This window comes from Halopiger djelfimassiliensis (assembly GCF_000455365.1).
Classification (GTDB): domain Archaea; phylum Halobacteriota; class Halobacteria; order Halobacteriales; family Natrialbaceae; genus Halopiger_B; species Halopiger_B djelfimassiliensis.
Genome location: NZ_HG315687.1, coordinates 1 through 21,118 on the forward strand (window position 1 = coordinate 1; position 21,118 = coordinate 21,118).

Consider the following 21,118-nt stretch of genomic DNA (forward strand, 5'->3'; position numbering starts at 1 on the left):
GGTGCGACCTCGCGGGAATCCCCCATCGACCCCCGCCGACCGCCGGACTCGAGCGGGCCGGTTCGGCACGACCGCCGAACGCGACCCAAACACGCACCTCGGACGCGCCGCTATCCGTGTCGAGCGAACGGAATGTCGTGCGAGACGTTTATGTCTCGGGAGCGGGTACGCAATCATGGCTTCAGACCTTTCCGGGTTGGAAGCCACGTCTCGGGTGCCTCTAACACCCGGGGCATTTCAGCGCATGCCCCCTGCGACCGATTGGAGACTGTAGCTTCCGGAAAGAACTAACGCACAGATAGACTTATATCTACTGATGAGTGTGCGAAACTATCGCCATCGAGGGCTTCATCGACGCTGCACTCGGATCGAGAACGATGGGACGGGTTGGGTGGCTCGAGTCGCTGTCGGGGCGGCCGAGCACGAAGAACCACCGAGTAGGGCCAAACGCTAGCAACTCGACCGTCAATCCGGTTTGCGGTCGGGGTTGTCGCTTACCGCCGTGATCACGGCTGCGACAACGGTCGTGAGATTCATGCACCCGGAGCGCCAACCGGGGCGCATGAACAGACGGAACAAAGTCCTCGCGTTCCTGTTTGCCGTGCTCATGGCGACGTCGATGGTCGCCATGCCTGCGATGCATCTCTTCTAGGCTTGCGGCCCCCCGCCACGGTGGGTGGGAACCCGCCTGCGTCTACCCGTCGGTATCCCAGACGTCAGCCAGCGGGCTCGAGTCCGACGACCGGCGTCTCCGACCCGACCGCCCGCCGTCGCGGTCGGTTCCCGGGTCGCTCGTCGTCCCGGCCGTCGACCCCGTTCCGGAACTCGCGGTCGTGGTTCCGGTCCCCGACCCTCGTCGCCGGCCGCGCGTCGGCGTCGACGAGGTCGTCCCGAGCGCCGCTCGCGGCTCGAATTCGGGGAGGTCCGGGCGTTCCATCCGGTCGACCTGCGATTCGAACCAGTCGGGCATATCAGTCCGCGCACGCTCGAAGAGATCCACCAGACTCGAGTCCGCGAGATAGGTCGCCCCGTGATCGTCGGGTGCCCGAACGACGCGGCCACAGGCCTGAATGACCGTGCGCAACGTGGTGCGATAGTACCACGCCCATTGTCCCTCCTCTAAGCGGTGGGCGACCCGCGAGTCGCCGGTGTTGAGAAACGGCGCTTTACAGAGGACCTGCCAGCGACAGAGTTCACCTTTGAGATCCAGCGCTTCCTCCATCTTGACCGAGAGGAAGACGTCGGGATCGTCGCTCGCCTTCCACCCCTCGAGGGCGGCGTCGCGGCCGTCCCGGTCGTGGACCCGGATTCGGTCGCCGACGCCGAAGTCACACAGGAGATCCGCGAGCCGTTCCTGAATGTCGTAGGAGTGGGCGTGAACCAGCCCCTTCTCGTCGGGGTGTCGCTGCATGAGCCGAACGATCGTCCGGGCGATCTTCGGCGTCGTTTCGTCGCGGTGTTCGTAGGTCATCTTCCCCTGTGTCACGTCGTACAGCGGGCGGTGTTCGACGGGGAAGGTGTGACCGACGTCGACCAGCGCGACGTTGTCAGGGGTCAGCCCCACCTGCCGGCAGAACGCGTCCTTGTTGAGGATCGTCGCCGACAGGAGCGCGAACCGGTTACCCCGATCCCAGACGGTGTGCTGGAGGTACTTCTCGGGGTTCATCGGCTTGATCGTCAGGGGGCCGCCGCGTGGCTCGTCATCGTCGTCGGCTCGAGCGCCGGGAGCGGGATCGGACTGATCGACCAGCCACGTCGTCGGGCTCTCCGGATCGCGGTAGTCCGAGACGAACCAGTCGAGTTCGCCGATGAGTTCCTGCAGGCGATCGCGCTCGCGTACCTCGGCGGGGGTAAGCGAGTCCTGCGTGAGCAGTTCGTCCTTGCGTCGGGTGCACGTCTGTGCGAGGTTGTCGGCGTACCGGACGGCGCGCTCGACGCCGTCGACCTCGGGGACGCGCAACTCGTCCCAGAACGGGACGGTCCGGGGACCTAACTGGATCGTCGCGTACATCTCGGCCCACTCGGCGAGGCCGTGGGCCTCGTCGACGACGACGACGTCGCGCTTGCGAAAGACCTCGCTGCCGGCGGTTTGCATGAAGTACGCGAGCGTCATCGCCGCGATCTCCCGGTTCGAGGCGATCGCCCGGTCCGAAAAGTAGGGACACCGATGCTTGACCGAGCAGTCGTAGCCCCGTTCGCGGACGCAGGGTGCCTGGTTGACCGGCGTGTTGCGCTCGTCGGGCAGGATACAGGAGTAGTTCGACTTCCCGCGGATGACGTTCAGGTCCGAAAGCAGGTCGTCGGCCGCGACGTCGTCCAGTTGCGAGACCTGCGGCGTCGTGTAGTACGCGCCGGTGGCGTCGCTGGGGTCTGCCTCGTCGACGCGGCGAGCACAGCCCGCCACCGCCCGCGCGAGCAGCGACTTGCCGCTGCCGGTCGGCGCACGGACCAACACGACGTCGTTGCCGGCGTCGAAGGCGTCGCGAATGTCACGGAGAGCCTGCTCCTGATTCCCGCGGTAACTCGGCGCGGGAAACTCCTCGAAGATCCGCTCGGGATTCACCGTTCGACTCACGGATCGGCCGGGTCCTAAAGGCTACGGACCGTTGCGCGCGCCGAAACCGAGCCGGTTCGATCGACGACTCGATCGATCGATCGGTAGGGGCCAGCTACCCGCGGATAGCCGACCGATTACAAATACGAACTCGGCCGTTCGCTTCGAGCGTGGAAGGGTCGCTCAGCGGTAGAGCACCGCGGTGCCACCCGGCCCGCGGCGGCACTTCGCCTCGTGGCGTTCGAATCCCACCCCTTCCGCTTGCGGCTGCGATCACCGCGGCTGTCAGTTGCTCCTGACGGGCGGACTCCCCGCGGTCGCGCTCGTACCCGTGATCGCGTCTCGGACCCGGTCGTCGCCTCCACCGTCGCAGCCGCCCGATTTCGATTTTCGTATGCCGGTCGCCCCCCACCGAGGACACACTGGTTCCGGAACTGATACACGGACCTGTTGGGCCGTGGCGTTATACGGATCCATCGAGTACCTCGCTCGAGAACGGAACCATGGGGAAAACCGACCGCAACCCGGACGACTGGGACCTGTCTATCGAAGACGAACCGGAACCGAGCAACCGCGTGATCGGGGCCGTCGCGAGCGCGGCGAACGTCGACCCGTTCGAGTGTCCGCCGCTCTACGAAACCGTCAATCCGTCGGCGTTAAACGACCTGTTCGACGAACGGGCCGTTCACGGACGGGTCACCTTCGACTACGCCGGATACGAAGTAACGCTTGCCAGTAACGGCGACGTCACGCTCGCCGATCCTGACGAGCCGCCGGAAACCGACTGACTCATCGACGACCGGATCGTCGCGTCGGTCTCACAGCACCCCGAGCCGGGACGTTTCCCCGTCGACCTGCTCGAGGCGAGTGACGTCCTCGGCGGTCGGCTCGTCGGGCAAGGCCTCGATACACGGATAACACAGCAGGTGTTCCGTTCCGTCCTCGAACTCCAGGGTCATCGCGGTCCCGTCGCTTCCGTCGGCCTCGCCGAACGTCCAGATGTTTGCGACGCCGCCAGCGACCGAAACCGTGCGCCCGCAGCCGTCACAGGAGTCCTGTGCCATACACGAGCATCAGTCCCGAGCGCTGAAAGTCGTTCCCCCGGGACCGATCGACGTTTACCGGTCGCAGTGCTACTGTACCCCATGGAGGTGAACTGTGAGGGCTGTGCCGGGTGTTGTCTGGACTGGAAACCGCTACTCGAGGAGACCGAGGGCGGGACCGCCCGGCGCGCACGCGGTTCGTTCGGCGACGGCGAGGCCGACCGACGAGTGCCGCTCGACGACGATCCCAACTTCGTCCCGCTTACCCGCGAGGAGGTCCGGACGTTCCTCGAGCGGGGGCAGGCCGCCGCGTTGACCCCGCGGTTCTGGCACGCCCGGGAGGAAAACGAGGGCGTCGAGATCGACGGCTACCGCGTCGCGGCCGTCGCGGGCCGACCGGCGTTTTTCGTCGGGCTTCGGAAGCCGCCGAAGCCGGTCGCGCCGGTCGGCCGGTCGGAGCCGTCGTGGCTCCCGACGTGTGTTTTTCTCGATCCGACGACGCTCCAGTGTCGCATCCACGACACCGAACTGTACCCCGACGAGTGCAGCGCCTATCCCACGCACAACCTCGCGCTCGAGCACGAAACCGAGTGCGAGCGGGTCGAAGCGGCCGCCGGCGGCGAGCGGTTGCTCGATCGGGACGTCGAACACGAGCCAGAGAGCCTCCTGCTCGGCGTTCAGGCGATCGGCGAGAAACTCTTCTGCCATCCCGATCCCGACGCGCTCGAGGGACTCATCCGACGGTGTGCAAACGGCGACCTGACGGCCGCGGATCGGGCCGAGTGTCTCGCGGTCGCGGCCGCCTCCAGCCCCGGGACCCTCGCGACGTCCGACCACCACTACGAGTGGGGACGAGAGCGGGCGCTCGCGGCGATGGTCGACGGCGACGAACCGGCTCGGAACGACGATTCCTCGTGGGTCGGCCCCGCGATCCGCGAGTGGCACCGACGACGGACGGCGGCGGACGGAGCGGTGCCGTCGGCCGATATCGCGGCCGCTATCGAAACGGCCCGTGGCGCGCCGGAGACGCCGGGGTGGGACGCACTCGAGTAAGGGAACCGACTCCTACGCGCGTCGCTCCCGGGCGACCGGACCGAAGAGAGGAAAGGACAGCCGTTAGTCCGACTTGATCTGCTCGAACTGGTCTAGCAACTCCTCGGTCGAGTCGCCGGAATCGTACTCGACTTCCCCGTGATAGATCGTCCGCTCGTCGTCGAAATCCGCATCCACCTTCGAAGCCTGCTGCTCACGGCGTTCGTGTTCGTCTTCGTCATAGGCACCCATTGACATGGCAAGTATGTACATAGTAGGGGTGTAGCACACATCAATGTAACGGTCCCTCATGTTCCGTTCCCACGCCGACGGGAGAGGCGCGGGAACTGACGTAAGACGTATGGCTTCCCGATCCGTAGCGTGGCTGTGGCACGGCCGCTTCGCTTTCGATATTCGCCGGCGTCCTGGAGCGAGCAACGCGTTCGACACGAAATTCTCCAGCCGCTCCGAACGAACATCGGCGCTCACGCGGTGACGCCGCGGTTCGAGATCGGCGGGAACTGGGCGACCCACCGCTTCGAGATGCAAAACGGCGACGTCGCCCTCTTCGCTCGCAACGGCGAGGAAGCCTACTGGATGGGCAACACGGAGACGCCGTCCGCGCTGTGGCGCACCGACAAGTTCGGCTGGGGAGAGATCCCGTATCACGTCTCGCGGTGGACACAGCGGGAGTTGCTCGCCACGCTGCACGAGGAGGACCCGTGGCTCGCCGAGTACCCGCACCTGTCGTGGTTTTTCCTGCCCGTGTTCATGTCCAAGGACGGCCGCGAGTCGACGCGAGCGTTCTTCCGGGAGCACGCTGCCGGCTTCCCGGACGCCGGCCGGCGGGAGACGACGCGGTTTTTCGAGGCGTTCCTCCGGACCGGAGCGCTCGACGAGTACCGACACGTCATGTCGGGCAAACTCGGGACCAGCGATCACGTCGATCGGGTCCGCATGAGCGCCACCATGGGCGAGTTCATCACCGCGAAACTGCTCACCGATGCCGGGTACGACGTCGTCCCAGAAATCGAAGTCACGACGGGACACTCGCTCGACTTTCGGGCCGAGGCAGAGGGGACGAACGTCCTCGTGGAGGTCACCCGGCCACAGCCGCCGAAACACCGCGCCGCGTCGGGGCCGGTCGCCGCCGTGCGCGATACCGCCGAAACCAAAACGAACGGCCAACTGGCCAAACACGGCGGCGGTGCCGTTCTCTTCGTCGACTGCTCGAGTTTCCGCGACGACACCTGGAACGCCGTCCGCGCCGAACGCCCCGACGTGCGACACCGCCCCGCGGTCGTCTACCGCGCCCGGCCCGATGGCCACGTCGAAGGCTACCGGAAAGGATCGGTACCGCTCGAACTGGACGCTGCGATCGAGTTTCTCGACTGAGTTCGGCCGCGACGAAAACAGGACGGAAACGTTCGTTAAAAGGACACCGCGTCGGGCGAGTACGGACTGCCGACGGGGGTCGGATCGCGGTCGCTGTAGCCGACGCGTCCGACTGCCTTGTCGCTCACCGCGGAGTAGACGGCAAATCGAGCGTCTTCCGGGGACTCGAAGGTTTCCGACTCGAGGCGGGCGAGTACATCGCCGACCGTCTCGGTACCGTTCGGGAGTTCGAGGGTTCGATCGCCGTACTCCTCGATTAGTTCGTCGGTCGTGGCGGGATACTCGTGGTCGTCGATGACCTCGCCGGTGCCGTTGAGCAGCATTACGCCCTATCCTCCGTGAACAATGATTATAAACATTTTCCATATACGACCTGCAGGACGACCATATTCCTTATACTGCTAGTATGGCCTCGGTCGCGGAGTCGAACGAAGAAATCCATTTACGGGCGAGGCTGCTCGGGTAACCTATGCCCTACGCCGATCTGCACGTCCACACGACGCGGTCGGACGGCGGCCTCGACCTCTCGGAGGTTCCCGCTGCCGCACGCCGGGCCGGCGTGGACGTCGTCGCGGTGACGGACCACGACCGGTTGCAACCGTTTGCCGACCCGATCGTCGAGCGCGACGGCGTGACGCTCATCAACGGGATCGAACTCCGCGTCGAGATCGACGCCGACGGGTCGACTGACGCGCCGGACCGCCGCTCCGTCGGCGGCCAGCGCGTCGACCTGCTGGGATACGGGCTCGAGCCGACCCCGGAACTCGAGGGCCTCGTCGACCGCATCCAGACGAACCGCATCGAACGCGGGCGGGCGATCGTCGACCGCGTCGAGGGCCGCCTCGGCGTCGATCTCGGCGTCACCGTCACCGACGGGTTCGGCCGCCCCCACGTCGCTCGCGCCATCGACGCCCACCCCGACCTCGAGTACGACTACGAGGACGCCTTCGAGCGCTTCATCGGGGACGACGGCCCCTGTTTCGTCCCGCGGGACGTGCCGTCGTTCGACCGCGGCCGCGACGTCCTCGCCGACGCCGGAGCGCTCGTCTCGCTGGCCCATCCGTTGCGGTATCCGGAGCCCGAACGTGCTCTCGCGCTTGCGAGCGACCTCGACGCCGTCGAGTTGTGGTACCCGTACGGCCGCGACGTCGATCGAACGCCGGTCGAACGAACGATCGACCGGCACGGACTCCTTCCCACTGGCGGCAGCGACGCCCACGACGAGACCCTCGGCGTCGCCGGCCTCTCGCAAGCCGCCTTCGAGCGACTCGAGCTGACAGCACCCTGATGAAAACCTGGCCGAGAGCGGAGGGTTCAATGCATCGTGGCTCCAATGGCCGATTATGAACTGTCACTACTGTGACCGTGAGGCCGCCTTCGCCGCCGAATCGGAGGGCCTCAAAGTGGGTCTGTGTGAGGAACACTTCCGCGAGCGGTTACAGGAACTCGCCGAAGCCGACGGGCTCGAAGCCCTCAAGGAGAAAGTCGACGTCGACCGGGCCGAGTAGTTCGCCGCCTTTTCGCGTCGGAGCTAGGGATCAGGCCGTCCGTCCGGCGTCGACGTCGATCGCGTCGACCGGACAGACGTCCACACAGAGCATACAATCGATACACTGGGCCTCGTTTGCGGGATCGGCTTTCTCCTCGCTCTCGGGGTGGCCCGGCGTCTCGACCCACTCGAAGACGTCGACGGGACAGTCCTCGAGACAGGCCCCGTCCGCGATACAGAGGTCGAAGTCGACCGCGACGTGCGTGCCGTGGATCCCGAGTTCTTCGGGTTCGTCGACCGGTCCCCAGACGTCGTGGCCGTTGTGTTCGTCGACCTGCTCGCGGTTTTCGTTGAACTGCGGATCTATGGCCATTGCTAGCAGGTCCAAACGGCGGACGCGTACTTAAAATTACGGACTCAGTTCACGAACGTGCGACTGAGAGGCAAACGCTCTGGTCGCCGGACAGCCCGGCGACCGGGAGTCGCTGGAGTCGGAAACGAACGTCCACCGAACGACACCCTCGGGAGTGAGATGGGACGGAAGGACGGGCACATGCAGGGTCACCCGGTTTCTGTCCCCGAACGAACAATACGGAAATGGCATTCGAACCACCGGTGACGTGCCCGATCTGTCAGGATACCTTGACTCCCGATCGAACGCTCGAGGATCACCTCGTCGGGACCCATACGCACCGCGAAGTCGTCCGGTACCTGCTCTTCCGGCGCGAACGGGTTGGAGCCGGAACGATCTAACGGGCAACGCCTCGAGAAGCAACGAGCGGTCGTCGAGACTCGCGCCGCTACCGGACGGAGGTGGTCGCTGACGGATCGGGTCGATCGTCCGACGGCACGAGCGGGGAGAGCGCACTGGCACCGCAGGGACACCCGTCGACGCTACCGATGGGAACGAGATCGTCGGTCGGCGTCACCCAGACCGCGAACGTTCTGTCACACTCGGTACAGCGTGCCGCCGTTTTTCGCCGCGTCTCTGCTGCCATTGGACGGGATTGCACATCGGGATAGATAACTGTCCCGTCGTTTCGAGTGGGATCCTCGGGCTGTTGTAGCGACCGTGACAACGGGATCGTCGCGGACACAGCGACGGTCGGGTCAGTAGCCGAGCGAGAGCGCCCAGTTGACGACGAGCGCGACGAATACGAGGGAGAGCAACGCGGCGAGGACGCCGAACGAGACGCCCCAGCCGAAGAAGTCCGCCACGAGCCCGGTAACGACCGAGCCGAGCGCGCCGACGAAGCCGTAGACTGTCCGGACGAGTCCGAAGCCCGCTCCCCGTTCGGACTCGGAAAGGACGTCCATGAACCGCGGCAACAGGGCTGCCCCCCAGCCGAGGCCGGTCCCGAGCAACAGAACCGCGGCGACGAGGGCGAAAACGCCGGAGACGACCACCAGCAGGACGAAGCCGGTCGTGGCAAGGACCATACAACCCGCGGTCGCGAAGTCGCGCCCGTACCGGTCCGACACCGCGCCGACACCGACCTGCGTTACGGCCTGGACGACGAAGTACGCCGCGAAGACCGTCCCGGCGAGTTCGTCCGACTGCCCGCGATACTCGACGAGAAACGTCGGCAGAAACGATGACGTCGCCTGCCAGACGAACGCGCCCGCGATCGCCAGACAGACCGGAAAGGCGATTTGTGGCCGCGAGAGCAACTCGAGGAGGGGGCCGAGTTCGAATCGCTCGGCCATCGGCTGGTCGGGGCGGCGCGGTGCCGTCGGACGGACGCGCCACGCAAAGAGGACGAAAACCGGGATAGCAACCGCAGTGCCGATAGCGACGGCGGGTCGCCAGCCGTACCGGACGCCGATCCAGACCGCGATCGGCGGCGCGACGAGTCCGGCGGCGGGACCGCCGCTGTTGTGGATACCGATCGCGGCTCCGATTTCGTCGTATGTCCGCGTCAGAAGCGTCGTCGCGACGCTGTAGTGGAGTCCGGCGACGGCCCCGAGCAGGACGGTCCCGATCACGAAGCCCTCGAACACCGGCGCGAGCGCGAGAAAGCCGCTCGCGATCGCCGTCCCGCCGACGGCGACGAGGACGACCGGCCGTTCGCCGTACCGGTCGGCGAGGATGCCGCTTGGAAACTGCGAGAGGAAGTACGCCATCCACATTCCCGTCAGCGAAACGCCGATCAGGGAGTTCGAAACGTCGAACGCGTCGATGATCTGTGGGACAACCGGACTGATCGCCAGCCTCCCGACCATCGTCGCGAAGAACGCGAGCGTACACAGCGTGAGCACCGTCTCCTGATATCGCCAGCGCATCGTCATACCGTCACGTCTCAGCCGGCCATCGAGCGGCTATTCGTTCGTCGCCGGCCCCGACGGATGAGCGTATTGATTCCGGCAGCCGAGCAGCACTCGAGCGTATCAACTCCCGGACACGTGACCGCGTTCTTACGGCTGCTCGAGCACGCGTCCGGTCGCCTCGAACGCGGTGCCACCGTACGTCACCGTCCGCGTTCCGCCGTCGTCGTAGCCGACGGGTCCCAGGGCGGTGCTCCGGTCGGTCTGCAGGCGGACTTCCGTGACCCCGTTCTCGAAGAACGGGAGCGTGTTGCGAAACGCCCGGAACGGACGACGCGACAGTTGTTCCTCGATGAGTCGCTTGTCGCCGTCAGCACCGTCCGTGCGCGTGACCGTGAACGTCGCCGGCCGGCGCGCGTCGTCGTGGTTTGGCAACCGGACGACGATCGTCTCGCCCTCGCGTTCGACCGACGCCTCGGACTCCGGGGCGATCGAAAGGGTCGGTGCCTCGAGATCGAGCATCGCCGCGTGGGTCTCGTCGTCGAGGCTGTAGCCGACGGTGTAGGCGTACCGCCCGCCGCCAAGGTGGCCGACGGTACGAACGCCGTCGACCGGGATCGGCTCGCCGTGATAGAGGTGAAGTTCGGTCTCGTCGATCTCGCCAGGGGTGATGGATCCGGCCGGGAGGGGCCATCCCCACGGCTCGACGGGAAACCACTTCCCGTCGACCAGTTTGTAGAGTCGCCACCGGTACGGGTTCCCGACCATCGGCTCTCGAGCGCGGTTGACGAGGTCGAACTCGACGGCTCCGGGTGCGGTGACGGACTCGACGTCGGGACGGAGGGACACCTCCGTCGTCGGCCCGGCGTCGTGATACCACGCCGTCTCCGAATCGGGGATGGAGGGGACGGCCGCGTCGGCGAACCGCGACGGGGCTGTCGGCCCCGGTTCGTCGGTGGGCCAGATCGCGATCGAGAACCCGTCGCCACGCCGGGAAAACCGGTACGTTCCGGAACCGATCGGCGGTTCATCGCGATCGTGATGGCCGACCAGCGAGTACTCGAGGGCGAGCCGTTGCTCGCCCTCGAGCGTGATCGTCTCGGGGAACCACTCGTCACGGACGGAGGCGACGCGCCAGCGCCCGTCCGCGTCGCGGTCGACGGCGGGAGCCGTCTCGACGAGGTCGTGGTCCGCGGTTGGAACGAGATAGACGATGCCGCCCTCGTCATCGCGACTCAACGGGGGGTCGTCGAGGACGACGAGCCGACGCGGCCTGAACGTCTGGGCGAACGGCCGCCCGTTCTCGATCACGGCCGTCAGGCGGGCCGGCGAGTCGTTCGTCGCCGGCGCTGCTAAATCGATCTCGAGACGGAGCCCATCCGCCGTCGAAAAGCGACCGCCGACGACCGCCGCCGACAGCGGGGCGGTCTCGAAGTCGACGACGGTCGGGACGTCCTCTAGCGGCGACGCGACGTCCCGATCCGCCGGGACCGATCCGGGTTCGTGGCCAGCCGAGCCCGTTTCGTTCGACGATCGTTGTGAATCGCCGGCAAGTTTCAGACACCCGGCGACGAGGGCAGTACTGCCCGAAGCGGTAGCGAGGAACGTACGGCGGTCCATGCGGGAGTAGTCCAGCGGTTCCGACATAAGTTTTCAGGAAAGGAACACGACCGCCGTCGCCGCCGCGACGCCGACGGGTGGGATGGACGGCGAACGCACCGCTTTTGCACGTCCCGTCAGTAACGCCGGTATGGACCTCACCCATCGCCCCCGGCGGCTCCGACAGGACCGGGTTCGCGGGCTCGTCAGCGAGACGCGCCTCGAGCCATCGGATCTCATCGCGCCGGTGTTCGTCGACGCGACGACCGACGAGCGACGGCCGATCGAGTCGATGCCCGGCCACGAACGGGTCCCGATCGACGACGCCGTCGCCCGCGTCGAGGAAGTCCGCGAGACCGGCGTCGAAGCCGTCATGCTCTTCGGGATTCCGGAGTCGAAAGACCCGGAGGGACGCCGCGCCTGGGCCGAAGACGGCGTCGTTCAGGAAGCGGTCCGGCGGATCACCGACGCGACCGACGCCTACGTCATTACCGACGTCTGTCTCTGTGAGTACACCGACCACGGCCACTGTGGCCCGCTCGAGGACGGGTTGCGGACCGACGACGACCACGGCCCGGCCCGCGATCCGACCCTGACCGTCGACAACGACGCGACCCTCGAGTCGCTCGAGCGGATCGCCGTCTCCCACGCCGCGGCGGGCGCGGATATGGTCGCTCCCAGCGGGATGATGGACGGGATGGTGGCCGCCATCCGGACGGCGCTGGATCGGGAGGGCCACGAGCACGTCCCGATCATGAGCTATGCCGCCAAGTACGAAAGCGCCTTCTACGGCCCGTTCCGGGACGCGGCCGACGGCGCGCCGGCGTTCGGAAACCGCCGACACTACCAGATGGACCCCGCGAACGCCCGCGAAGCTCTCCGTGAGGTCAGGCTCGACGTCGAACAGGGGGCCGACGTCCTGATGGTCAAACCCGCCCTGCCGTACCTCGATATCGTCGGCACCGTTCGCCGGGAGTTCGACCACCCGGTCGCCGCCTACAACGTCTCCGGCGAGTACGCCATGCTCCACGCCGCCGCCGAGAAGGGGTGGCTCGATCTGGAGGCGGTCGCCCTCGAATCGCTGCTGTCGATCAAACGCGCGGGCGCGGACCTGATTCTGACGTACTTCGCGGAGGACGTCGCAGAGCGGCTGTAAGCCGTCCCGGCCAGATGCGGCATCGTTTCGACGCCATGCTGGACGACACGTTCGTCGGCGGCGGCCGGCTATTAGACGATCGTCAACTCCCGGGGAGATCCCCGCCGTCGCGCGGCAGATATTGTCGCGCGCGAGCGATCGCCGGCCGATACGTCACGTGAAACCGACGATCGGTCGAAGTTATTGGCCGATCTCCGACGGTAGCGCCCGACGGTGGTTGACGAACGCGGAATAGATGGCCGTCGTTCGAAAAACACGTCGTTTCCAATCCCCTTATATGGATTAAATCCACATTAGATTTGGACGGTTTATCCTATTACCTATTGTTTCCACACGTTTGTCAACACTAAACCTTAAATAGAACAAGTACAACCAAATAGAGCGTGATTCAGAATACAATCATGGCCGATGCACTCAATAAGAACCTTGTTTGTATAGTTATTCCCTGCAAATGTGGCGAGGACATGGAGGTGACCGGTTGATGGATCCGACGCTTCTACAGATCGATCCGCAGGTCGTCGCCGACGGAGTCAATCTCCTGTGGGTGCTGATCGCGACCTTTCTGATCTTCTTCATGCATGCTGGCTTCGCCATGCTCGAGGCGGGCCAAGTGCGCTCGAAGAACGTCGCGAACCAGCTGACGAAGAACCTGCTGACCTGGAGCGTCGGGGTGACGGTGTTCTTCCTGCTCGGTGCCGCGATCGAAAGTTTCGCCGGCGGTACCGGGATATCGTTCGCGTTCGCGGCCGACAAGGCCAATGCGTGGGTCGACTGGCTGTTCGGCGCTGTCTTCGCGATGACGGCGGCGACCATCGTCTCGGGAGCCGTCGCCGGACGCGCGAAGCTCCGGGCATACGTCGGGTACACGTTCGTGCTCGCCGCGGTCATCTACCCGGTCGTCTCCGGGATGGGCTGGGGTGACGCGGGGCCGCTCACCGCCGACGGGATGCTCGGTGACGCGCTCGGCGTCGGCTTCCATGACTTCGCAGGCGGGATGATCGTCCACGGGATGGGCGGCATCGCCGGCCTCACCGCCGCGTGGGTCCTCGGCCCGCGTATGGATCGGTACAACGAGGACGGTACCGCGAACGTCATCCCGGGTCACTCGCTGACCTTCGCTGCGCTCGGCACGCTGATCCTCGCGTTCGGCTGGTACGGGTTCAACGTCGGAACCGCCGCGACGGTGTTCGATCCAGCGGCCGCCGCGGACGGGACGCTCGCTCTCGGCGACTTCGCTACCGTCGGCCGCGTCGCGATGACGACGACGATCGCGATGGCCTGCGGCGCGATCGGGGCCGGCCTGATCGCCTGGCTCAAGACCGGTAAGGTCGACACCCTCTACGTCGCCAACGGGTTGTTGGCCGGCCTGGTCGGCATCACCGCGATTCCCGACACCACCGCCTGGTGGGGCGCGTTCGTCGTCGGCGGCGTCTGCGGGGCACAACTGCCGCTCGTCTTCGAGTTCGTCGAGACACGCCTGCAGATCGACGATGTCTGTGCGGTCTTTCCCGTACACGGCTCGGCGGGGGTCATCGGGACGCTCCTGTTCCCGTTCGTGGCGGCCCCGGGTGAAGTCGCCAGCGTCGGCCCCGCGTTCGCGGCTCAGATTGCGGGCGTCGCCGTCATCACCGCCTGGACGGTCGCTGCGACCGCGATCATCTTCGGCGCGTTCACGGCCGTCGGCCAGGCTCGAGTCACACCCGAACACGAACGGGAGGGACTCGACGTCTCCGAACACGGCGTCGACACGTACCCCGAGTTCGGCCAGCCGGACGTCGCTGCCGACGGCGGCCCCGCCACCGAGGTCCTCCGTGCGGACGGCGGCGACTCCACCGACGGCGACCTCGAGATGGTTACGGCGATCGTCCGCCCCGACCGTCTCGGGGCGATCAAGACGGCGCTTGCGGACGTCGGCGCGCCGTCGTTGACCGTCACGAACGTCTCCGGTCGCGGCTCCCAGCCCGCCAAGAAGGGACAGTGGCGCGGCGAGGAGTACACGGTCGATCTCCACCAGAAAGTCAAGATCGAGTGCGTCGTCGCCGACGTTCCCGCCGCGGACGTCGTCGACGCCATCGCCGAGGCCGCAAACACCGGTGAACCCGGCGACGGGAAGATCTTCGTGTTGCCCGTCGAGGACGCCTACCAGGTCCGGACCGGCAAAACCGGACGGGACGCCGTCTAAGTGCGCGGCTCGAGGGGATCGCCGTCGACCCTTTCCGTTCGTCGATGGGAACGCTCGAGTCGGCCGCTCGTTGCGACACACTCGAGGCGTACACGTTCGGCAGCTAACGGCGGCTCGCGGGGGAATCTCGGTACTACTTTCCCGTCGGCTTTCATACAGCCGGGTATGAGCGACGACAACTCACGCGAGCTGTACGACCGGGCGCTGTCGGTCATGCCCGGCGGGGTCAACTCGGCGGTTCGTGCGGCGATCGAACCCTATCCCTTCTTCGTCCGGAAGGGCGACGGCGGCCACGTCATCGACGCGGACGGCAACCGCTATATCGACTGGGTGATGGGGCTCGGTCCGCTCCTGTTGGGCCACACGCTGCCGGAACAGGTACAGGCGGGGATCCAGCAACGGGCCAGCGAGGGGCCGATGTACGGTGCGCCCACCGAGATCGAGGTCGATCTCGCGGAGTTCGTCGTCCGCCACGTCCCCAGCGTCGAGAAGATCCGGTTCGTCAACTCCGGTACCGAGGCGACGACGTCGGCCGTCCGCCTCGCGCGGGGCTACACCGGCCGGAACAAGATCGTCGTCATGCAGGGTGGCTACCACGGCGCTCAGGAGTCGACGCTGGTCGAGGGTGATGCCGAGAACCCACGCCCCTCCTCGGCGGGGATTCCGCAATCGTTCTCCGAGCACACCCTGCCGGTCCCGTTCAACGACGAGGACGCGATGCGGGCGGTCTTCGAGGACCACGGCGACGACATCGCCGCCGTCCTCACCGAGCCGATCCTCGGCAACCACGGCATCGTCTACCCCGAAGACGGCTACCACGAGTTCCTTCGCGAGATCACCGCGGAACACGGCTCACTGCTGATCTTCGACGAGGTCATCACCGGCTTCCGCGTGGGCGGGCTGGGGTGTGCCCAAAGCGAGTTCGGCGTCACGCCCGACCTGACCACCTTCGGCAAGATCATCGGCGGCGGCTTCCCCGTCGGCGCTATCGGCGGCCGCGCCGACATCATCGAACACTTCACGCCCTCCGGCGACGTCTTCCAGGCCGGCACCTTCTCCGGCCACCCCGTCACGATGGCCGCCGGCCTCGAGACCCTGCAGTTCGCCGCCGAAAACGACGTCTACGGGCACGTCGATCGACTCGGCGACCGATTGCGCCGCGGCCTGACCGACATCGTCGCCGATCAGGCCCCGAGCTACACGGTCACCGGCACCGCCAGCATGTTCAAGGTGATCTTCACCCGGGACGGTCCCGACTCGCTCGAGGGCCAGTGTGAGGCCGGCTGTCGACAGGACGCCGACTGTCCGCGCTACGACTACGCGCCGAAAAACGCCGCCGACGTGAAAAACGCGGAAACCGAGCGCTGGCGGCGCATCTTCTGGGGCCAGATGAAAGACCAGGACGTGTTCCTCTCGCAAAACCAGTTCGAGTGCCAGTTCGTCAGCTACGGCCACACCGACGAGGACGTCGACCGGACGCTCGAGGCCTACAAGGAAGCGCTGTAGGGCCGCAGGTCCCCGCCGGAGGCGAGTCGGGGTGCAGGGATCGACACACGTATCCACCGCGGTCGGGAACGTCAGCCCAGTCGATGACCCCGGTGTCGACGAGCGTCGACGAGACCGACTGGGCGCGGGTCGTCGAGCGGCTCCTGTATCTCTTTCCGCCGGTGGTCGGCGTCGGTATCGTCGGCGTCCTCCAGGAAACCGAGCCCGGCGTTCCCGGACTCCAGCGGGGGTTGCTCCTGCTTAGCTCCGTTGGATACACGTTCCTTACGTTCGGACTGGCGACGGCGCTCTTTTTCGACGCCCGACGGGTTCGCCGGCGGCCACGAGCCAGCGGGAACTGGCAGCCGAACCCGTGGCTCAACGCGGTTTTCGCGCTCGTCTGGGCACCGGTTGCCGGCGTGAGCTATCTCGCGCGCCGACACGGACGCTTCGGAACGCCGCCCGGTCGGGCCGACTGGTGGCTCATCGTCGCGCTCTCGCTCGGAACGACGGTATTCGGCACCGTCGCAGCGGGGGTTGCGGTCGTCTTCTCGCTCCCCGGACTGCTCTCGACGGCCGTTGGAACGGCCGGCGCGGTCGCCTTCGGGACGTTTCCGGTCGCGATCCACCAGGACGCGGCCTACGTCAGCGCCACGAGCGACTCGTGGCGGCCGAACCCGGGGCTGTACCTCGGGTTAGCGTTTCTGAGCCTGTTCGCACCGCCGCTACAGCCGCTCGTCGCCGGGTACTACCTCCTCCGGCGACGGCGGACGCTCGGAACGCCGTAGCGACACAGGCGACGAAAGAACGGAGCGGGAACGTCTCAGTCGTCGTCGCTAACCGGCTCGATGGAGTCGTCGCCGAAGATCCGATCGGCGATGACGTGGCTGCGGGTTTCCTCGGCCGTCGCCTTCCGCTGGAAGAGCAACTTCGCGGCGACGTCCCACGCGAAGACGGCCGCCCCCAGAATCAACAGCGTGTCCCCGGGCATGCGCAGCCAGAACAGCGTCTGGATCAGCCCGCCGTTGTAGAACTCGAGGCTGCGCGAGGCGGCGTACCCCTCGGTAAAGGCGACCTCGAGTTGCAGGAAGCCGACCGGCAACAGCGAGAGGAACAACATGAGCGCGAGGCCGGCGTTGCACAGCCAGAACGACCAGCGGAGTCGCCTGTCCGTCCACTTCTCGGCCCGGGTGGTCACCCGGAGGATGTAGACGGCCATTCCCATCGCGAGGAAGCCGAACGCGCCGAACATCGCGCCGTGGGCGTGGGCGACGGTGAGGTAGGTCCCGCTCTGGAAGTAGCTGATCACCGGCAGGTTGATGAAAAAGCCGATGACGCCCGCGCCGAAGAAGTTCCAGACGCTCGAGGCGACGATGAAGTAAAACGCCATCCGGTAGGGGAAGTCCGTCCCCGCGGTATCCATCGCGCGGTAGTGGCCAAGCGCCTCGTAGAGGATAAACAGCAGCGGGATGAACTCGAGCGTCGAGAAGACGCTCCCGATGGGGAGCCACACTTCGGGGAGGCCGGCCCACCAGTAGTGGTGAGAGACGCCGATGATACCGCTTCCCATCACGAGCGCGGCCTGGAAGATGACGGCCTTCTCGGCGGACTTCTTGGACAGGAGGTTCATCGAAACCAGCGTCAGGGCGATGACGACGAGGACGAAGAATTCGAAGACGCCCTCGACCCACATGTGGACGACCCACCAGCGCCAGAACTCGGTCATGACGAAGTTCGTCTTGGGCGTGTAGAGGAAGCCTGCCATGAACAGCAGCCCGATCGAGCCGCCCGCGTAGACGATCATGTGGGCCAGCCCGTAGCGAGGCTCGCGGTCGAGCAAGGGTTTGAAGCCGCGCGCCACGAGTGCGGTCCACCCGAGGAAGCCGACCAACAGCCCGGTCTGCCAGATGCGCCCGATCTCCAGGTACTCGAGACCTTCGTTACCCAGCAGCCACCACAGTTGACCGTCGAAGGCGTTGTTGATGCCGAGCCAGATACCCGCGAGGCCGCCGACGGCGACCACGAGCAACGCGCCGACGAGGCCTTTGACGTACAGCGCCTGTCGACGCGGCTCACGGCCGGTCAGAAGCGGCGCGAGGAACAGGCCGGCACCGAGCCACATCGTCGCGATCCAGAGGACCCCCAGATCGACGTGCCAGGTTCGAACGATCGTCCACGGGAGATACTCGAGGATGTCGATCCCGACGGCTTCGTGAAGCCCGAAGAAGTCGTCGCGCTCGACGTAGTAGTGGGCGAGCAATCCCCCCAGCAGCGTCTGGGCAACGAACAACAGCGCACCGATGAGGACGAATCTGGTACTCAGGAGTTGACTCGGCGTCAAATCGATATCGCGCGGGTGAGGGATCGAGACGCCCTCGGACTCGGGCTCGGGTAGTTCGACGGCCCGGTAGAGCCAGATGGCGATCCCGGCACCGGCGACCAGCAGGACCATCGCGATGACACTCCAGGTCATCACCGGTCCGCCGGCGTCGTTGCCCGCGGCGGGCGAGTACGGGAAGTCGTTGGTAAACGAGGCGTCCGAACCGGGGCGGTCGGTGTGGGAGATCCAGGCGGTCCACAGCGCGAAGTCGGCGAACTGCTCGGCCTCTTCTTCGCTCGGAATCAGTCCCTCTTGAACGCCACGCTCGCGGTCGCCCTCGTGGTAGCGCTCGACGTACTCTTCACGGACCTGCTCGTGGGCGTACGCCTCGGCCGCGGAGTACTCGACCCGCTCGCCGTGCGTACTCGACTGGAGTTCCTGTCGGACCGTTTCGTCGATCCCGGCCTGTTCGGCCGTCTCGAGGTCCTCGTAGGCCGTCTCGTACTCTTCTTGCGCGTAATAGTCGCGCATGTACTCGGTCTTCAACTCGAGCGCGTCGGCAGTGTAATCCGTATCGTAGTAACTACCGCGGCCCAGCATCGACCCCTGATTCATCAAGCCGTTCTCCTGAAAGACCATCTTCCCGGACTGGACGTCGGCGCTCGTCGCGACGGTCTCACCGTCGGGGCCGACGATGGTATCGGGGATTTCCGGTTCGTTCGCGTAGGACAGCCACGCCCCACCGCCCATGACGATGAGGTTCACGACGAAAATCGTCGCGAGAAACATGGCGAGTTGCTTTCTGGTTACCTTCATCACGTTCGGTACTCGGCCTTCAGTCCCCGTCAAATAACCCAGTAGTTCCTACGAACTGGAAAAAAGCAGGAACACGTTCGCGTCGGGGATTACAAGGTCGGGACCTGAAGGTTAGTTCGGAGCCGTCACGATCGCATCGCGGTACCGCTCGATCTCCTCGAGAACGGTTTGCCGATCGCTCTCGTCGACGTCGAACGATGCCAGCGCCTCGTCGAGGTGGGTCGCGATCGCCTCGAAGTCGTCCGGGCCGATCCCGAGGTCGGCGTGGGCCGCTTCCATGTCCTCGCCCGAGTACTCGACGGGGCCGCCGGTGACGGAACTGATAAACTGAGCCTGATGGGCGCGTTGTTTCTGCATATCCACGTCGTCGAAGTAGTGTGCGACCTGTTCGTCGGCCATGATACGATCGTAGAACTCGTCGACGACGTCGGCGATTACGTCCTCGCCGCCGAGTCGGTCGTAGAGGGTTTCGCTCATCGAACGTGTGTACTAAACTGAGATACATAAAGGACGGTACGAACTGGTTCGGCCGAAATCCCCCGATAGAAATACGTCTCGGGAGCGGACGGTGTGCACTCGAGCGGGCGTCCGTCTCGTCGGGCAAGCGTGCGCTTTTCATACCCCAGGCACCGACTGGCGCGTATGAGAACACGTGGGACGTTGCGACTCGCGACGCGGGGCTCCGCGCTCGCTCGACGACAGGCCTCGCTGGTCAAGGAGGCCCTCGAGGAGCGCCGGTACGAGGTCGAACTCGTCACGGTGGAGACGACGGGGGACCAGATCAGGGACGAACTGATCCATCGGCTCGGGAAAACGGGCGCGTTCGTCCGCGAACTGGACGAACGGGTTCTCGACGGGGACGTCGACGGAGCGATCCACTCGATGAAAGACATGCCGACCGAACAGCCGGGAGAGCTTGTGACCGCGGCGGTCCCGGAGCGGGGTGCGCCCGGCGACGTCCTCGTCACGCCCGACGGAGCGACCCTCGCGGAGTTGCCCGAGGGGGCGACCGTCGGGACCTCGAGCCTCCGTCGGCGCGCGCAACTCCTGTCCGAGCGGCCCGACCTCGAGGTCGAGCCGCTGCGTGGAAACGTGGACACGCGCCTCGAGAAGTTGCTCGCGCCCGCGCTCCAGGCGGAACACCAGGAACGATCTGAGGCGGACAAGGAGCGAAAGGCAAACACCGGCGACGAGGAGTTCGAACCCGAGTACGACCGCACCGTCGACGAGTGGTTCGACGACCTCTCGGAACTCGAACGCCAGGCACTCGGTCGCGAGATCGAGACCGAGTACGACGCCATCGTCCTCGCTCAGGCAGGCCTGGAACGGAGCGGTCTCGCGTACTCCGTCGACTATCAGGAACTGCCGACGGAGACGTTCGTCCCCGCGCCGGGACAGGGGGCGCTCGCGGTGACCGCGACGGACGGGGAGACGGCCCGCGAGATACAGTCCGCCATCGATCACCCGCGAAGCCGCGTCGAGACGACCGTCGAGCGCACCGTGCTCGCCGAACTGGGCGGCGGCTGTATCGCGCCGCTCGGGATCTACGCGATCGTTCAGGGGGAGTACGTGTACACGACCGTGAGCGTCTTCGACCGCGACGGCGAGGAGTCGGTCACCGGCAGCCGGGACCTGCCGATCGAGGGCCACGCCGACGCGGCCCGCGAGTTCGCCGCCGATCTGGCGGGCCGTGGCGCGGCGGCCCTGATCGAGGACGCCCGGACCGACGAAGAGGGCGACGTCTCCGCCGAAGATAAGCCCGCGGGGAAATAGCTAGCCGTA

At 66.1% G+C, this 21,118-nt stretch carries 21 protein-coding genes and 1 tRNA gene; 12 read left to right on the top strand and 10 right to left on the bottom strand.

Features of this window, described 5'->3' with window-relative positions; genetic code table 11:
* Nucleotides 1-694 precede the first annotated feature (694 nt).
* Nucleotides 695-2,563 carry a helicase C-terminal domain-containing protein gene (locus tag TX80_RS15395; RefSeq protein ID WP_049924117.1) on the bottom strand — a complete coding sequence of 623 codons (1,869 nt, stop codon included), beginning with the start codon at nucleotides 2,561-2,563 and terminating at the stop codon, nucleotides 695-697.
* Nucleotides 2,564-2,726: 163 nt separating this feature from the next.
* Here TX80_RS15395 and TX80_RS15400 point away from each other — a divergent pair.
* Nucleotides 2,727-2,814: transfer RNA gene (locus TX80_RS15400), tRNA-Gly, on the top strand.
* Between the two features lie 243 nt (nucleotides 2,815-3,057).
* Nucleotides 3,058-3,342 (top strand): HalOD1 output domain-containing protein, encoded by a 285-nt coding sequence (locus tag TX80_RS15405; protein WP_049924118.1) that lies wholly within the window; start codon nucleotides 3,058-3,060, stop codon nucleotides 3,340-3,342.
* Nucleotides 3,343-3,372: 30 nt separating this feature from the next.
* Here TX80_RS15405 and TX80_RS15410 read toward each other — a convergent pair whose 3' ends face one another.
* Entirely contained in the window at nucleotides 3,373-3,618 is a 246-nt protein-coding gene (locus TX80_RS15410; RefSeq protein WP_049924119.1) for a DUF7561 family protein, read from the bottom strand.
* Between the two features lie 81 nt (nucleotides 3,619-3,699).
* Here TX80_RS15410 and TX80_RS15415 point away from each other — a divergent pair, with 81 nt between their 5' ends.
* Entirely contained in the window at nucleotides 3,700-4,650 is a 951-nt protein-coding gene (locus TX80_RS15415; RefSeq protein WP_049924120.1) for a YkgJ family cysteine cluster protein, read from the top strand.
* 63 nt (nucleotides 4,651-4,713) lie between these two features.
* On the opposite strand, the gene TX80_RS15420 is transcribed toward TX80_RS15415, so the two are convergent.
* Entirely contained in the window at nucleotides 4,714-4,887 is a 174-nt protein-coding gene (locus tag TX80_RS15420) for a DUF5786 family protein (RefSeq protein WP_230198765.1), read from the bottom strand.
* A gap of 129 nt (nucleotides 4,888-5,016) precedes the next feature.
* Here TX80_RS15420 and TX80_RS15425 point away from each other — a divergent pair, with 129 nt between their 5' ends.
* Nucleotides 5,017-6,024, top strand: a complete 1,008-nt coding sequence (locus TX80_RS15425) for a DUF5784 family protein (RefSeq protein WP_049924124.1) — start codon at nucleotides 5,017-5,019, stop codon at nucleotides 6,022-6,024.
* Nucleotides 6,025-6,059: 35 nt separating this feature from the next.
* On the opposite strand, the gene TX80_RS15430 is transcribed toward TX80_RS15425, so the two are convergent.
* Nucleotides 6,060-6,347: a DUF5789 family protein gene (locus TX80_RS15430; RefSeq protein ID WP_049924126.1), complete on the bottom strand. Its 288-nt coding sequence runs from the start codon at nucleotides 6,345-6,347 to the stop codon at nucleotides 6,060-6,062.
* A 146-nt stretch (nucleotides 6,348-6,493) separates the two neighbouring features.
* On the opposite strand from TX80_RS15430, the gene TX80_RS15435 reads away from it, so the two are divergent.
* Nucleotides 6,494-7,312, top strand: a complete 819-nt coding sequence (locus tag TX80_RS15435; RefSeq protein WP_049924127.1) for a PHP domain-containing protein — start codon at nucleotides 6,494-6,496, stop codon at nucleotides 7,310-7,312.
* 55 nt (nucleotides 7,313-7,367) lie between these two features.
* On the top strand, nucleotides 7,368-7,532 hold the full coding sequence (locus TX80_RS19530; RefSeq protein ID WP_195893098.1) for a DUF6757 family protein: 165 nt from the start codon (nucleotides 7,368-7,370) through the stop codon (nucleotides 7,530-7,532).
* 30 nt (nucleotides 7,533-7,562) lie between these two features.
* On the opposite strand, the gene TX80_RS15440 is transcribed toward TX80_RS19530, so the two are convergent.
* On the bottom strand, nucleotides 7,563-7,886 hold the full coding sequence (locus TX80_RS15440; RefSeq protein ID WP_049924128.1) for a 4Fe-4S dicluster domain-containing protein: 324 nt from the start codon (nucleotides 7,884-7,886) through the stop codon (nucleotides 7,563-7,565).
* Nucleotides 7,887-8,110: 224 nt separating this feature from the next.
* On the opposite strand from TX80_RS15440, the gene TX80_RS19535 reads away from it, so the two are divergent.
* Nucleotides 8,111-8,266, top strand: coding sequence for a hypothetical protein (locus TX80_RS19535; RefSeq protein ID WP_195893099.1), 156 nt, complete (start codon nucleotides 8,111-8,113; stop codon nucleotides 8,264-8,266).
* Between the two features lie 47 nt (nucleotides 8,267-8,313).
* On the opposite strand, the gene TX80_RS15445 is transcribed toward TX80_RS19535, so the two are convergent.
* The 3 genes from TX80_RS15445 to TX80_RS15455 form a co-directional block, all read right to left on the bottom strand.
* Nucleotides 8,314-8,511, bottom strand: a complete 198-nt coding sequence (locus tag TX80_RS15445) for a hypothetical protein (protein WP_049924130.1) — start codon at nucleotides 8,509-8,511, stop codon at nucleotides 8,314-8,316.
* Between the two features lie 112 nt (nucleotides 8,512-8,623).
* A complete protein-coding gene (locus TX80_RS15450; RefSeq protein WP_049924518.1) occupies nucleotides 8,624-9,796 on the bottom strand; it encodes an MFS transporter in 1,173 nt (390 codons plus the stop codon).
* Between the two features lie 132 nt (nucleotides 9,797-9,928).
* Nucleotides 9,929-11,398: a hypothetical protein gene (locus TX80_RS15455; protein ID WP_081661660.1), complete on the bottom strand. Its 1,470-nt coding sequence runs from the start codon at nucleotides 11,396-11,398 to the stop codon at nucleotides 9,929-9,931.
* 130 nt (nucleotides 11,399-11,528) lie between these two features.
* On the opposite strand from TX80_RS15455, the gene hemB reads away from it, so the two are divergent.
* The 4 genes from hemB to TX80_RS15475 all read left to right on the top strand — a co-directional run bounded on the left by hemB (nucleotide 11,529) and on the right by TX80_RS15475 (nucleotide 16,988).
* A complete protein-coding gene (hemB, locus tag TX80_RS15460) occupies nucleotides 11,529-12,533 on the top strand; it encodes a porphobilinogen synthase (RefSeq protein WP_049924520.1) in 1,005 nt (334 codons plus the stop codon).
* Between the two features lie 481 nt (nucleotides 12,534-13,014).
* Nucleotides 13,015-14,715, top strand: coding sequence for an ammonium transporter (locus TX80_RS15465; protein ID WP_049924132.1), 1,701 nt, complete (start codon nucleotides 13,015-13,017; stop codon nucleotides 14,713-14,715).
* A 165-nt stretch (nucleotides 14,716-14,880) separates the two neighbouring features.
* Nucleotides 14,881-16,221 carry a glutamate-1-semialdehyde 2,1-aminomutase gene (gene hemL, locus TX80_RS15470; RefSeq protein WP_049924133.1) on the top strand — a complete coding sequence of 447 codons (1,341 nt, stop codon included), beginning with the start codon at nucleotides 14,881-14,883 and terminating at the stop codon, nucleotides 16,219-16,221.
* A gap of 92 nt (nucleotides 16,222-16,313) precedes the next feature.
* Nucleotides 16,314-16,988 (top strand): hypothetical protein, encoded by a 675-nt coding sequence (locus tag TX80_RS15475; protein WP_049924521.1) that lies wholly within the window; start codon nucleotides 16,314-16,316, stop codon nucleotides 16,986-16,988.
* 35 nt (nucleotides 16,989-17,023) lie between these two features.
* On the opposite strand, the gene TX80_RS15480 is transcribed toward TX80_RS15475, so the two are convergent.
* Entirely contained in the window at nucleotides 17,024-19,336 is a 2,313-nt protein-coding gene (locus tag TX80_RS15480) for a nitric-oxide reductase large subunit (RefSeq protein WP_049924134.1), read from the bottom strand.
* Nucleotides 19,337-19,447: 111 nt separating this feature from the next.
* Nucleotides 19,448-19,813: a group I truncated hemoglobin gene (locus TX80_RS15485; RefSeq protein WP_049924135.1), complete on the bottom strand. Its 366-nt coding sequence runs from the start codon at nucleotides 19,811-19,813 to the stop codon at nucleotides 19,448-19,450.
* Nucleotides 19,814-19,978: 165 nt separating this feature from the next.
* Here TX80_RS15485 and hemC point away from each other — a divergent pair, with 165 nt between their 5' ends.
* Entirely contained in the window at nucleotides 19,979-21,109 is a 1,131-nt protein-coding gene (hemC, locus tag TX80_RS15490) for a hydroxymethylbilane synthase (protein ID WP_049924136.1), read from the top strand.
* Nucleotides 21,110-21,118: the final 9 nt, after the last annotated feature.